At 52.9% G+C, this 13,160-nt stretch carries 18 protein-coding genes; 6 read left to right on the top strand and 12 right to left on the bottom strand.

The window, feature by feature from the left end; translation table 11 throughout:
* Positions 1-69: 69 nt before the first annotated feature.
* The 7 genes from rpsG to fkpA form a co-directional block, all read right to left on the bottom strand.
* Complete coding sequence (gene rpsG, locus J1G48_RS01960; protein ID WP_001138043.1) at positions 70-540, bottom strand: 30S ribosomal protein S7; 471 nt, start codon at positions 538-540, stop codon at positions 70-72.
* A 95-nt stretch (positions 541-635) separates the two neighbouring features.
* On the bottom strand, positions 636-1,010 hold the full coding sequence (gene rpsL / locus J1G48_RS01955) for a 30S ribosomal protein S12 (protein WP_000246815.1): 375 nt from the start codon (positions 1,008-1,010) through the stop codon (positions 636-638).
* Positions 1,011-1,135: 125 nt separating this feature from the next.
* Positions 1,136-1,423: a sulfurtransferase complex subunit TusB gene (tusB, locus tag J1G48_RS01950; RefSeq protein ID WP_000903399.1), complete on the bottom strand. Its 288-nt coding sequence runs from the start codon at positions 1,421-1,423 to the stop codon at positions 1,136-1,138.
* A 7-nt stretch (positions 1,424-1,430) separates the two neighbouring features.
* Positions 1,431-1,787, bottom strand: coding sequence for a sulfurtransferase complex subunit TusC (gene tusC / locus J1G48_RS01945; RefSeq protein ID WP_000820705.1), 357 nt, complete (start codon positions 1,785-1,787; stop codon positions 1,431-1,433).
* Complete coding sequence (gene tusD, locus J1G48_RS01940; RefSeq protein ID WP_001268011.1) at positions 1,787-2,173, bottom strand: sulfurtransferase complex subunit TusD; 387 nt, start codon at positions 2,171-2,173, stop codon at positions 1,787-1,789. The genes tusC and tusD overlap by 1 nt, the downstream gene beginning before the upstream one ends.
* Positions 2,173-2,895: a transcriptional regulator gene (locus J1G48_RS01935; RefSeq protein ID WP_000091471.1), complete on the bottom strand. Its 723-nt coding sequence runs from the start codon at positions 2,893-2,895 to the stop codon at positions 2,173-2,175. The genes tusD and J1G48_RS01935 overlap by 1 nt, the downstream gene beginning before the upstream one ends.
* A gap of 275 nt (positions 2,896-3,170) precedes the next feature.
* A complete protein-coding gene (gene fkpA, locus J1G48_RS01930) occupies positions 3,171-3,989 on the bottom strand; it encodes an FKBP-type peptidyl-prolyl cis-trans isomerase (RefSeq protein ID WP_000838225.1) in 819 nt (272 codons plus the stop codon).
* Between the two features lie 219 nt (positions 3,990-4,208).
* Here fkpA and J1G48_RS01925 point away from each other — a divergent pair, with 219 nt between their 5' ends.
* A complete protein-coding gene (locus J1G48_RS01925; protein ID WP_001152701.1) occupies positions 4,209-4,427 on the top strand; it encodes a protein SlyX in 219 nt (72 codons plus the stop codon).
* A 188-nt stretch (positions 4,428-4,615) separates the two neighbouring features.
* Here the strand turns inward: J1G48_RS01925 and slyD are convergent, their stop codons facing one another.
* From slyD to kefG, 4 genes are all read right to left on the bottom strand, one after another.
* Complete coding sequence (gene slyD / locus J1G48_RS01920; RefSeq protein ID WP_000861341.1) at positions 4,616-5,206, bottom strand: peptidylprolyl isomerase; 591 nt, start codon at positions 5,204-5,206, stop codon at positions 4,616-4,618.
* Between the two features lie 94 nt (positions 5,207-5,300).
* Positions 5,301-5,501 carry a YheV family putative zinc ribbon protein gene (locus J1G48_RS01915; RefSeq protein WP_001007735.1) on the bottom strand — a complete coding sequence of 67 codons (201 nt, stop codon included), beginning with the start codon at positions 5,499-5,501 and terminating at the stop codon, positions 5,301-5,303.
* Between the two features lie 9 nt (positions 5,502-5,510).
* Positions 5,511-7,316 carry a glutathione-regulated potassium-efflux system protein KefB gene (gene kefB / locus J1G48_RS01910; protein ID WP_000398135.1) on the bottom strand — a complete coding sequence of 602 codons (1,806 nt, stop codon included), beginning with the start codon at positions 7,314-7,316 and terminating at the stop codon, positions 5,511-5,513.
* Positions 7,316-7,867, bottom strand: coding sequence for a glutathione-regulated potassium-efflux system ancillary protein KefG (gene kefG, locus J1G48_RS01905; RefSeq protein ID WP_000081820.1), 552 nt, complete (start codon positions 7,865-7,867; stop codon positions 7,316-7,318). The genes kefB and kefG overlap by 1 nt, the downstream gene beginning before the upstream one ends.
* Before the next feature lie 265 nt (positions 7,868-8,132).
* On the opposite strand from kefG, the gene J1G48_RS01900 reads away from it, so the two are divergent.
* Together J1G48_RS01900 and J1G48_RS01895 are read left to right on the top strand one after the other, a co-directional pair.
* On the top strand, positions 8,133-10,040 hold the full coding sequence (locus tag J1G48_RS01900; protein ID WP_000634748.1) for an ABC transporter ATP-binding protein: 1,908 nt from the start codon (positions 8,133-8,135) through the stop codon (positions 10,038-10,040).
* Between the two features lie 162 nt (positions 10,041-10,202).
* Positions 10,203-10,424 (top strand): hypothetical protein, encoded by a 222-nt coding sequence (locus J1G48_RS01895; protein WP_001054040.1) that lies wholly within the window; start codon positions 10,203-10,205, stop codon positions 10,422-10,424.
* A gap of 1 nt (position 10,425) precedes the next feature.
* On the opposite strand, the gene J1G48_RS01890 is transcribed toward J1G48_RS01895, so the two are convergent.
* A complete protein-coding gene (locus J1G48_RS01890) occupies positions 10,426-10,737 on the bottom strand; it encodes a monooxygenase (RefSeq protein WP_000047691.1) in 312 nt (103 codons plus the stop codon).
* A 197-nt stretch (positions 10,738-10,934) separates the two neighbouring features.
* Here J1G48_RS01890 and J1G48_RS01885 point away from each other — a divergent pair, with 197 nt between their 5' ends.
* The 3 genes from J1G48_RS01885 to J1G48_RS01875 are packed head-to-tail and all read left to right on the top strand — an operon-like array spanning position 10,935 to position 13,137.
* Complete coding sequence (locus tag J1G48_RS01885) at positions 10,935-12,002, top strand: hydrolase (RefSeq protein ID WP_001214115.1); 1,068 nt, start codon at positions 10,935-10,937, stop codon at positions 12,000-12,002.
* The gene (locus J1G48_RS01880; protein WP_000586567.1) at positions 11,999-12,217 is read left to right on the top strand and encodes a YheU family protein; all 219 of its coding nucleotides are present in this window, start codon (positions 11,999-12,001) and stop codon (positions 12,215-12,217) included. Before J1G48_RS01885 ends, J1G48_RS01880 begins: the two co-directional genes overlap by 4 nt.
* Positions 12,218-12,267: 50 nt before the next feature.
* Positions 12,268-13,137: a phosphoribulokinase gene (locus tag J1G48_RS01875; RefSeq protein ID WP_001274690.1), complete on the top strand. Its 870-nt coding sequence runs from the start codon at positions 12,268-12,270 to the stop codon at positions 13,135-13,137.
* Positions 13,138-13,160: the final 23 nt, after the last annotated feature.

Raw genomic sequence — 13,160 nt, 5'->3', positions numbered from 1 at the left:
TTCAGTTAAGTTATCCAAAACGGGCGACTTACCTGAAGCGCCCGCCTGGTGACTATGACTCCGAAGGGATTACCAACGGTAGTGTGCGAACGCCTTGTTGGCTTCTGCCATACGGTGAACGTCTTCACGTTTCTTAACTGCAGTACCTTTGTTTTCTGCAGCGTCAGAAAGTTCGTTCGCCAGACGCAGAGCCATGGATTTATCACCGCGTTTACGAGCAGCTTCTACGATCCAACGCATTGCCAGAGCATTACGACGGACCGGACGGACTTCAACTGGTACCTGATAAGTAGAACCACCTACACGGCGGGATTTAACTTCTACAGTCGGGCGAACGTTTTCGAGAGCGACTTCGAAAGCTTCCAGTTCAGATTTACCAGAACGCTGAGCCAGGGTCTCCAGCGCGCTGTATACGATTGATTCTGCAGTAGATTTTTTACCATCTACCATCAGGATATTGACAAATTTAGCCAGCAGTTCTGATCCGAACTTCGGATCCGGCAGAATTTTACGCTGACCAATGACGCGACGACGTGGCATGGAAATACTCCGTTGTTAATTCAGGATTGTCCAAAACTCTACGAGTTTAGTTTGACATTAATTTAAAACGTTTGGCCTTACTTAACGGAGAACCATTAAGCCTTAGGACGCTTCACGCCGTACTTAGAACGAGCTTGCTTACGGTCTTTAACGCCGGAGCAGTCAAGCGCGCCACGAACGGTGTGGTAACGAACACCCGGGAGGTCTTTAACACGACCGCCACGGATCAGGATCACGGAGTGCTCCTGCAGGTTGTGACCTTCACCACCGATGTAGGAAGTCACTTCAAAACCGTTAGTCAGACGAACACGGCAAACTTTACGCAGTGCGGAGTTCGGTTTTTTAGGAGTGGTAGTATATACACGAGTACATACGCCACGTTTTTGCGGGCATGCTTCCAGCGCAGGCACGTTGCTTTTCGCAACTTTGCGAGCACGTGGTTTGCGTACCAGCTGGTTAACTGTTGCCATTAAATAGCTCCTGGTTTTAGCTTTTGCTTCGTAAACACGTAATAAAACGCCCTCACACAATATGAGGACGCCGAATTTTAGGGCGGTGTCGAAAAGGTGTCAAGAAATATACAACGATCCCGCCATCACCAGGCCATCTGGTTGGCATACTTAACCGTGAGTCTGACAAAATCAGTATAGTCAACCCTGACGACACTGTCTGAAATTTGACCACCCAGGCCGCGGGCGTCAATGTCTTCTTTCAAGGCATAGACCGTTATGGGGGCATCGCGCAGACTTTCAAGGAAGCGGTTACCTTCAATCGCGACGGTAACGCCATCCTGGAGCAACAAAAGCGCATCGCCCTCTTTTAGCAGGCGCAGCAAAGCGGGAAAATCAACGCTCGAAGCGCAATGAGGTAAGGTATGCAGCATAAACGCCTCAGAATCTCAGGATGACATCATAGTTGCCAAGCTCGCGGCGTAACGCCACGGGTTCCAGCGGCGTGGCGTCTACCACAAAATTAACGTTCTCCAGACCACGCTCGCGCAGCGATGCCGCGCAGATCCAGCATTGATCAATATCGTACAAATCAAAGAGCTTGAAAGTAGCAATATAGTCACGCGCCAGCACAGCGTCTGGTTTTTGTCCCGGTAATAACTGAAAGACGCCGTCGCTGATAAAAAAGACGCCCAGCGCTTCCGTTAGCGCTGACGTCGCCAGCAGCGCATCCAGTCCTTCACGGCCTGAGGCGCTGCCGTGCGGCGCGGTGGAAAAGACAAATGCAATACGTTTCATTAAAACTGCACCACCCGATCGCAGGTGAGAGATGCCTCCGCCAGCGCGCCCAGCCCGCTTAGCGTAAAGCCCGGCTGAAGATTGGCGGACGGCAACTCCAGTCTGCCGGCTTCAGTTTCATCAATAATACCGCGACGAAGCGCCGCCGCGACACAGATGTTCAGCGCTACGCCATGCTGCGTATTCAATTTCTGCCAGGCGCGTACCAGATCATATTCATCGCTCGCCGGCGAGGTCAGGAGATTGGCGTTATAGACACCTTCCCGATAGAAAAAGACGCTGGCTAACTCATGCCCCTCATTGAGCAGCGCGTGGGCGAACTGCAATGCGCTGCTGGCCTGCTGGGTGCCATATGCCGGCCCGGTGACCATAATGGCATAACGCATTATTTATCCTGCCCCTGAAAATCGCCGCTTTTGAACTGGCGAATATAGAGGTAAACCGTGTGTTTTGAGATATTCAGACGATCGGCTACCTGGTTAATGGCGTCTTTAATATCGAAAATGCCTTTTTCGTACAAGTTAAGGACGATCTGACGATTTTTCGCATTGTTAGAGACATTACGATCGGCATTCACTTCTTCGATCGTGAACTCCAGCGTCTGGGTGACTAAATCTTCGACTGAGGAGGCAAAATTAACCGCTGAGCCGACTTCCGGCGTTTCCGGCGGAATAAAGGTATTCATAATCTGTGAAAATGGCACATCAAGATTCATGTTGATGCACAGTAGACCAATGACGCGCTGCTCGCGGTTGCGAATGGCAATCGTCAACGACTTCATCAAGACACCGCTTTTCGCGCGCGTGAAATAGCATTTCGACACGCTACTGTCCGCCCCTGTCATGTCGTGCAACATACGCAACGCCAGGTCGGTAATCGGCGAGCCAATTTTACGGCCCGTATGTTCGCCATTGGCAATACGAATGGCTGAACATTTTAGATCCTGCAAAGAGTGCAATACGATTTCACAATGGGAACCTATAAGCATCGCTAACCCGTCCACTACCGCTTCGTAGGATTTCAGAATATCGAAGTCGGTTTGCTCGAAGGGACGCTGATCCAGCAAATCAAGTTCACTGGTTTCGTTGGTTAAAAGCGACCTGGACATGAAAAAAAACACTCCTTTTCAGGAGCCTGTCGTTATGTTTTCAGGGCAGGCTCATTATTTACGCGGATGATTAAATTAATACAGTGAGGGTTCATCTTTCCAGTACTAATTTGCTCGTCTATTTCAGACTACGTGTGCGTTGGCGGTCATTCAGCCTACGGTCTCGCCCTTAACGACCAGCGCAAGCGCCGTTATCCGCAAATCAAATTATGGTGAGTAATATATCCGGCCTGAATAAAAAAACCGCCGCTATTACAAGCGGCGGCTCTCAGTTTTTATTTTTTAGCAGCATCTGCGGCTTTAGCGTCAGCCGCATCGGCAGGTTTAGCATCCGCTTTCGGCGCTGGTTTGATATCCAGCAGCTCTACGTCGAATACCAGGGTGGAGTTCGCCGGGATACCCGGGACGCCCGTTTTACCGTAGGCCAGCGCCGGTGGGATAACCAGCTTGATCTTGCCGCCTTTCTTAATATTTTTCAGGCCTTCAGTCCAGCCAGGGATAACGCCGTCCAGACGGAAGGAGAGCGGTTCGCCGCGCGTGTAAGAGTTATCAAACTCTTTACCGTCGATCAGCGTACCTTTGTAGTTCACCACAACGGTATCGCTATCTTTCGGCGCCTCGCCTGTGCCTTCTTTCTCTACTTTGTAAAGCAGACCGGTAGAGGAGGTTTTCACGCCTTTCTCTTTAGCAAAAGCGTCACGGAACGTTTTACCTTTTGCTTCGTTATCGGCAGCGTCTTTTTCCATCTTCGCCTGAGCAGCGCTCTTCACACGTGCTTCAAACGTCTGCAGCGTTTGCTCAATTTCCTGATCGGACAGTTTGCTCTTATCGGCAAAGGCATCCTGAACGCCGGCAATCAACTGATCTTTATCCAGTTTGATGCCCAACTTTTCCTGCTCTTTAAGCGAATTTTCCATGTAACGACCCAGCGAGGCGCCCAGCGCATAAGCCGCTTTTTGATCGTCGTTTTTAAATGCTGCTTTGCTATCAGCGGTAGCTGCCGGTTTCGCCGCATCAGCAGCAAAAGTGATCGGTGCGTGCATAGCAACGGCCATCGTCGTTGCCAGCAGCGTGGCTTTAAACAGTGATTTCATCCATATCTCCAGGGCCGGGGCATCTCGCCCCATGTTAACTTACGTAAGAAGCGTACTATAAATCGTTGCAGAACAAATCAACATACGAACACGCCCTATTATCACTTCTTTTCAGACTCTTTTTGTTTAAATTAGTTTCGTAGGGCGCGTAATGGTTGCTGTGAAAGCCGGTAAAGTTAAGTAGAATCCGCCGACGGAGACAACATAAAGAGGTACATCATGCAGGATATCACGATGGAAGCTCGTCTGGCTGAACTGGAAAGCCGTCTGGCGTTCCAGGAGATTACCATAGAAGAACTAAACCTGACGGTAACCGCACATGAAATGGAGATGGCGAAGCTGCGCGATCATCTGCGTTTGCTCACGGAAAAGTTAAAAGCCAGTCAGCCGTCAAATATCGCCTCTCAGGCAGAAGAAACGCCGCCGCCGCATTATTGAGACGAAAAAAAAGCGGGGTTAACCCGCTTTTTTTGTGCCCGATGATTTATCGAACCAATGATAATACCCTAAGGATTTCGAGTCACAGCAAGGCGGCAAGCTTGAAAATTCCCCGGGAGCATAGATAACTATGTGACCGGGGTTTGAAAGCGTAGCCAACACCGCGGTGGCTTGAAAGACGACAGGGATTAATGGCAACCGCAACCGCCTTTACCACCACCGCCGCAGCAGCCTTCGCCGCCGTGCTCGTGACCATGGTCATGACCATGACCGCCACAGCAACCGTCTTCACCGTGATCGTGGTGGTGATCGTGCGCGCCGTGAACATGACCGTGAGCCAGTTCTTCTTCAGTCGCTTCACGAATCGCAACAACTTCTACGTTAAATTTCAGATTCTGGCCCGCCAGCATGTGGTTACCATCAACCACAACGTGATCGTCTTCCACTTCGGTAATCTCTACCGGTACCGGGCCCTGGTCGGTTTCCGCCAGGAAACGCATCCCTACCTGCAGTTCATCAACGCCCATAAAGACGTCTTTAGGCACACGCTGCACCAGATTTTCGTCATACTGGCCGTAAGCGTCGTTCGCACCAACAGCGACATCAAATTTGTCGCCAACTTCATGGCCTTCCAGCGCCGTTTCCAGGCCAGAGATCAGAGAGCCGTGGCCGTGCAGGTAATCCAGCGGCGCACTCACCGGAGACTCATCAACCAACACACCGTCTTCTGTACGTACCTGATAGGCCAGGCTGACCACCAGGTCTTTTGCTACTTTCATGATATCTCCTGAGCATGGGAAGAATAGTGGCGCAGATTGTAGCGGAATTCTGCAGCCGTGTACCCCTTAGCTTAAAAAAACCTGCGGCATATCGCTAGTCCGGATGAAAAATCCCAATCACTTGCTCTTCTTTGCGAACATGCTCGCGAACGTCTTTATCCGCCTCCCGCATTTGATGCCCGCACTTAACGCATTCAACAATATCGACATTATTTTCACGCCACATCGCCATTGTGTCCTGCGCCTGACAGGCTGGACATTTCGCGCCTGCAATAAAACGTTTACGGATTGCCATTGTTCACCTCTACTCAAATTCATCCCAGCCATCCAGCTGGCGACGCTCCTGTTGCATTTCGCGCTGAAAAATCTCCTCCAGCTCGCGTCGGGCCTCTCTGGCGCGCGAAATCTGTACCATGTCGCTATGCTCCGGGATCAGCTCCCGCAGCATTCGCATATCCAGCCGACGAAAATGCAACTGCGCGCGTTGCGCCTGATGCGGATGCATACCTAACGACACCAGAGTTTTACGTCCCAGTTCCAGCGCGCTGGAAAACGTTTCACGGGAAAACTGCGTGACGCCAGCCTGTAATAACTCATGGGCCTCCACACGTCCACGCGCTCGCGCAAGAATATGCAGATGAGGAAAATGCTGCTGACACAACTCCACCAGCTTCATCGTGTCTTCCGGTTCATTACACGTGATGACTATCGACTCCGCCGCTTCCGCGCCCGCAGAACGCAGCAGCTCGACTTGTGTAGCGTCGCCGTAATACACTTTATAACCATATTTGCGCATCAGATTAACGGCGCCGATATCGCGTTCCAGCACGGTGATACGCATCTTATTCGCCATCAATAAGCGAGCGATCACCTGACCAAAACGGCCAAAGCCGACGACAATTACCTGGGGCTTATCATCCTCAACCCACGGCTTTTCATCATTCTCTTCCGGGCCATTAAGGCGGCGCGATAACCACTTATCAATCCCTTTCATCAGTAGCGGCGTGGTCATCATTGATAACGTGACAGTCACCAATAATAACGCCATCTGATCGCCCTGAAACAGGCGCTGAGAAGAGGCGGTAGAAAAGAGCACAAAAGCGAACTCGCCCCCCTGACTCAGCACGCTGGCAAACTGCATCCGTTCAGAACTTCTTATTCCATATAGCCGCGCCAGCAGATACAGCGTCAACATTTTTATGACGACCAGAATAACAACGCTCGCCGCCACCCACAGTAAATGGGTATAAAGTACGCCGAGATTTAGCGACATACCGACGGAGATAAAGAACAGCCCAAGCAGTAAACCTTTAAAGGGATCGATAGCGTTTTCCAGCTCATGCCGGTATTCACTCTCTGCCAGTAAAACGCCGGCAATGAAGGTTCCCAGGGCCATCGACAGTCCCAGCGCATCCATAAATAAGGCGGCGCTCAACACCAGCAACAGCGTCGCGGCAGTGAAGACCTCCCGCACGCCAGACGCAGCAATAAAACGAAATACCGGGCGCAGCAGGTAACGACCGCCAATCAGCATTACCGCGAAAGCCAGTACCTTCATTGCCACTTTAAACCAGTCGAAATGCTCGTCGGCCGATCCCGCCAATAAAGGCACCAACGCCAGCGCGGGGATCACCGCTAAATCCTGAAACAGTAAGACGGAAAACCCTAACTGCCCGGACTCGCTACGATTCATGCCTTTCTCGCGCATCAGTTGTAGCGCCATCGCCGTCGAAGACATCGCCAGGCCAATCCCGCCGACGACCGCCGCCTGCCATAAGAAATCAGCAAGCATCAATAATCCCGCCAGCACCGCCGCGCTTAACAGCACCTGAGCAGCGCCGACGCCGAAGATAGAGCGCCGCAGTTGCCAAAGCCGGGACGGATTGAGTTCGAGACCAATGATAAACATCAGAAACACGACGCCCAGTTCGGAGAAGTGAAGAATTTCGTCGACGTCGCTGATGAAGCCCAGTCCCCACGGACCAATCGCGATTCCCGCCAGCAAATACCCTAGCACCGCGCCGATGCCCAGCCTGGCGGCTAACGGCACCGCCGCCACCGCCGCGAAGAGGAACAACACTCCCGCGGTCAATAAATCAGCACCTTCCATCAATAGCCTCCCGCGCTCACAGGATTCGCCAGCCACTCGCCATAGGCTTTCGCATGACTGGCCAGCGTCTGCGGCGACTGGCGGCGCGCCCAGTACACAATAATGGGCGGCATCCAGTGCATCCGACACATGGCCGCGGTCAGTTCAAAGGGGCGGAGTACATCGCTCATTGGATAGCGGTTTAGCGCGTCATACCGGTAAGCGCTCTCCGGCTCGCCGGTCGTAATCACGCTACGCCAGTACTTTCCCACCAGTTGGTTTCCCCCTGGTCCGCTGGCGAACCCCCGACTCAAAACGCGATCAAGCCATTCTTTCAGTAAAGCCGGACAGCTATAGGTGTAAAGGGGATGCTGAAAAACAATGACGTCGTGCTCACGTAACAGGGCTTGTTCATAGGGCGTGTCGATAAAAAAATCAGGATAGCGCGCATAAAGATCGTGCACGGTTACGTTATTGTGCTGTATGGCCGGTTTAAGCAGTACCCGGTTAGCAACCGAGTCCTGAGATTCCGGATGGGCATACAACAGCAAGACTTTCGCTGGCTGAGACATCAATCCCCCTCCCGGTTGTTTTGGGTCGATACATGCCATTCTTCAGGCCGCTTCTACGTTGACAGCGTTTGTTCAACTCAGGAACGTACTCTATGTCCGCCGCTGGGGATTAATGAGAGATATTCTTGTCCCTCACCAAAGGCGGCCTGAATGATTTTGTGTATCGTTGTTGTTTTGAGCTACCATTGCGCTCCAGCGCGGCGGTACGCCCGAATATTACATTATCATAATGATAAATTAACATAGTCTGAACATACGGCGCCTTATGATTGTTTTCTCCTCGTTACAAATTCGTCGCGGCGTGCGCGTCCTACTGGACAATGCCTCGGCTATCATTAATCCAGGCCAGAAAGTCGGCCTGGTGGGTAAAAACGGCTGCGGTAAATCTACCCTGCTGGCATTGCTAAAAAATGAAATCAGCGCCGATGCCGGGAGTTTTACCCTGCCCGGAACCTGGCAATTAGCGTGGGTGAATCAGGAAACACCTGCGTTGCCTCAGCCAGCGATTGAGTATGTCATTGACGGCGACCGTGAATACCGGCAGCTGGAGGCGCAGCTTAACGACGCCAACGAACATAACGACGGACATGCTATCGCCTCCATACATGGCAAGCTGGACGCCATCGACGCATGGACCGTTCGTTCGCGCGCCGCCAGCCTGCTACACGGTCTCGGCTTCTCTAACGATCAGCTGGAACGTCCGGTCAGCGACTTTTCCGGCGGCTGGCGGATGCGCCTTAACCTGGCCCAGGCGCTGATTTGCCGTTCCGATTTACTGCTGCTCGACGAACCGACCAACCACCTCGATCTGGATGCCGTTATCTGGCTGGAAAAATGGCTGAAGAGCTATCCGGGCACCCTGATTCTGATCTCCCACGATCGCGATTTTCTTGACCCGATAGTGGATAAAATTATCCATATCGAACAACAGACTCTGTTCGAGTACACCGGCAACTACAGCGCGTTTGAAGTTCAGCGCGCCACGCGCCTGGCGCAGCAGCAGGCGATGTATGAGAGTCAGCAGGAGCGTGTGGCGCATCTGCAAAGCTACATCGACCGTTTCCGCGCCAAGGCCACCAAGGCCAAGCAGGCGCAAAGCCGTATCAAGATGCTGGAGCGTATGGAGTTGATTGCGCCGGCTCATGTCGACAACCCGTTCCATTTCAGCTTCCGCGCGCCGGAAAGCCTGCCGAACCCGCTGCTGAAAATGGAAAAAGTCAGCGCAGGTTATGGCGATCGCATCATTCTGGAATCCATCAAGCTGAACCTGGTGCCCGGCTCGCGTATCGGCCTGCTGGGCCGCAACGGCGCGGGGAAATCGACGCTGATCAAGCTGCTGGCGGGCGAACTGGAACCGTTGCACGGTGAAATCGGCCTCGCCAAAGGCATTAAGCTCGGCTACTTCGCCCAGCACCAACTGGAGTTCCTGCGCGCCGATGAATCCCCGTTGCAGCATATGGCGCGTCTGGCGCCGCAGGAACTGGAGCAGAAGCTGCGCGACTATCTCGGCGGCTTCGGTTTCCAGGGCGACAAAGTAACGGAAGAGACGCAACGTTTCTCCGGCGGCGAGAAAGCGCGCCTGGTACTGGCGCTGATCGTCTGGCAGCGTCCAAATCTGCTGTTGCTCGATGAACCGACCAACCACCTGGATCTCGACATGCGTCAGGCGCTCACCGAAGCGCTGATTGATTTCGAAGGCGCATTGGTCGTCGTGTCGCACGACCGCCACCTGATTCGCTCCACCACTGACGACCTCTATCTGGTTCACGACAAAAAGGTCGAACCGTTCGACGGAGACCTGGAAGATTATCAGCAATGGCTGAGCGACGTGCAGAAACAGGAAAACCAGGCCGACAACGCGCCGAAGGAAAACAACGCCAACAGCGCTCAGTCACGCAAAGATCAGAAGCGTCGCGAAGCCGAGCTACGCACTCTGACGCAACCGCTGCGTAAAGAGATTACCCGTCTGGAAAAAGAGATGGAAAAGCTCAACGCCCAATTAGCGCAGGCGGAAGAGAAGCTCGGCGACAGCAGCCTGTATGACCCCAGCCGTAAAGCGGAGATGACCGAGTGTCTGCAACTGCAGGCCAGCGCCAAATCCGGGCTGGAAGCGTGTGAAATGGCATGGCTTGAGGCGCAGGAGCAGCTTGAGCAGATGATGCAGAACGACTAAGAGCCTATCCCATTAGGCTATTTTATTCGCCATTTTAGGGCCGGGCAGTGCTCGAAATCCTCACGTACTATGTGTACGCTCCGGTTTCTGCGCGCTGTCCGGCCCCAAACTGGCTTCAACAATTACGCCTACTGGGATAGGCTCTAACGCACGGGGCGGACGATGAACCTGTCAATTACCGATGACATTACCTTCCGCAAGCTCACCATCTTAATGATGCTTGTGGAGAAGGGTAACATCGCCCGCACCGCCGAGGCGCTGCACACGCTGAAAGAGAACGTTCGTTGTCCGCTGTTCGTCCATAAAGGCCTCTTCGGTACTCGTCCCGATATAAAGGTTACCGTTGCGGTCGGCAGCACCGGAACAGAAGGCTGCGTTATGTGATTTAGCGGCAAAGGTTGCCGTGATTTATTTTCGTCAGCGCGTCGTTCACGCCAAATAATTTAAACGTCACCTCATCAACGCCAAGATTTTTCAGACGCGCAGTGTGTTTTTTAATATAAGCCCGCGCCGTTTCTTCGGATTCAAACAAGTAAATGCCGCCAGCTTGCTGGTTTTTCTCGCTTTCTGTCCAGATTTTCCAGATGAAGCCCGGCTCCTCATTGATAGACTCCGCCAGCCCGACCAGTTGCTGAGTCATCTCCTCGCCAAAAGGGCCGCTAAAGTTAAAATGGATCTGTAAAAGTGTCTTCGACATGCCTTCTCCTTGAGTCACATAACTATCGTGTTGCCACACTACCACGATTAATTCGGCTGATGCAGAGGTTCACGCGATTTCTGTGGGGTATTGCGCGCGCCTTGCATACCGCCCCCTCTGGTGAAATGAGGCGCAATTTTATTTCGCCAGACGACCAATTGAACGTAAAATCACATATTGACTAATCTGTGAACCTTATGCGCGGTATAGTATTGTTTCCAATTATCAATTGTTCTGGTGCTATGGTTGAGATCACGTCCACAGAAATGACCCCGCCTGTCAATGACTCGCATGAATTTATTCCCATGCGTGGCATTCGTAATCGCCATTTACAAACTATGCTGCCGCGCTTAATCCGCCGCAAAGTGAAGTTCAACGCCCACTGGCAGCGGCTGGAGCTACCGGACGGCGATTTTGTCGATCTGGCATGGAGCGAAGAACCGCAACAGGCAAAGCATAAACCGCGGCTGGTGGTCTTTCACGGTCTGGAAGGCAGCCTGAACAGCCCCTATGCCCACGGGCTGATTGAGGCGGCGCAAAAGCGCGGCTGGCTGGGCGTGGTGATGCACTTTCGCGGCTGTAGCGGCGAACCCAACCGTCTGAATCGTATTTACCACTCCGGTGAAACGGAGGACGGAGCCTGGTTTTTACGCTGGCTACAGCGGGAGTTCGGCGCCGTTCCGACAGCCGCCGTGGGCTATTCGCTCGGCGGTAATATGCTGGCGTGCCTGCTGGCGAAAGAAGGCCGCGATATTCCCATCGAGGCGGCGGTAATTGTTTCTGCACCTTTCGTTCTCGAAGCCTGTAGCTACCACATGGACAAAGGGTTTTCCCGCGTCTATCAGCGTTATTTGCTTAATCTGTTAAAAGCGAATGCGTCACGCAAGCTGGCGGCGTACCCCGGGTCGCTGCCGGTGAATCTGGCGCAACTGAAATCAATGCGCCGTATTCGCGAGTTTGACGACCTGATCACCGCGAAAATTCACGGCTTTGCCGACGCCATCGACTACTATCGTCAGTGTAGCGCCATGCCGTTGCTTAACCAGATTGCTAAACCGACGCTGATTATTCACGCTAAAGACGATCCGTTTATGGATCATCATGTGATCCCTAAAGCGGAAGATCTGCCCCCGCAGGTGGAGTATCAGCTAACTGAGCATGGCGGACACGTAGGATTTATCGGCGGTACGCCGCTGCGCCCTGAAATGTGGCTGGAACGCCGAATTCCTGACTGGCTGACAACGTACCTGGAGGCGTCATCATGATCATTCCCTGGCAGGGGCTCGCCCCCGACACGCTGGACAACCTGATCGAAAGCTTTGTGTTGCGCGAAGGCACCGATTATGGTGAACATGAACGTTCGCTTGAACAAAAAGTCGCTGACGTAAAACTCCAACTGCAATCCGGCGAGGCCGTGCTGGTATGGTCTGAATTACATGAAACGGTCAATATTATGCCGAAAAAGCAGTTTCGCGAATAAAACGCCTTTGCCGACAATACATTATTCTAAAGCTCAATCATGGAGTTGCCATGTCAGCCAAACATCCGGTGATAGCAGTAACAGGGTCAAGCGGCGCGGGGACCACCACCACCAGCCTCGCGTTTCGTAAAATTTTCGCGCAGTTAAATCTGCACGCCGCCGAGGTGGAAGGCGACAGTTTTCATCGTTACACCCGCCCGGAAATGGATATGGCGATCCGCAAAGCGCGTGACGCCGGGCGGCATATCAGCTATTTCGGGCCTGAAGCCAATGACTTCAGCCTACTGGAACATACCTTTATTGAGTACGGGCAGACGGGTAAAGGCCAGTCGCGTAAATATCTGCATACCTATGATGAAGCCGTACCGTGGAATCAGGTTCCCGGCACGTTTACCCCCTGGCAGCCGCTTCCCGAACCGACCGATGTGCTGTTTTATGAAGGACTGCACGGCGGCGTCGTCACCCCGCAACATGATGTCGCGCGTCATGTTGATCTGTTGGTTGGCGTGGTGCCTATCGTCAACCTCGAGTGGATTCAGAAACTGATTCGCGACACCAGCGAGCGCGGACACTCCCGTGAAGCGGTGATGGATTCCGTGGTGCGTTCCATGGACGACTACATCAATTACATTACGCCGCAGTTCTCGCGTACCCATATCAACTTCCAGCGCGTACCGACCGTCGACACGTCCAATCCGTTCGCCGCAAAGGGTATTCCCTCGCTGGATGAGAGTTTTGTGGTGATCCATTTCCGCAATCTGGAAGGGATCGATTTTCCCTGGCTCCTAGCGATGCTCCAGGGCTCGTTCATTTCTCACATTAATACATTAGTGGTGCCGGGCGGCAAAATGGGGCTGGCGATGGAGCTGATTATGTTGCCGCTGGTGCAGCGATTAATGGAAGGCAAAAAAATCGAATAACCGTGGTGAAATGCCCGATGGCG

This window comes from Salmonella sp. SAL-020, assembly GCF_017372215.1.
Taxonomy (GTDB): Bacteria; Pseudomonadota; Gammaproteobacteria; order Enterobacterales; family Enterobacteriaceae; genus Salmonella; species Salmonella enterica.
Note: the sequence above shows the minus strand (reverse complement) of the source record. Positions and strands in the feature narration are given on the sequence as shown.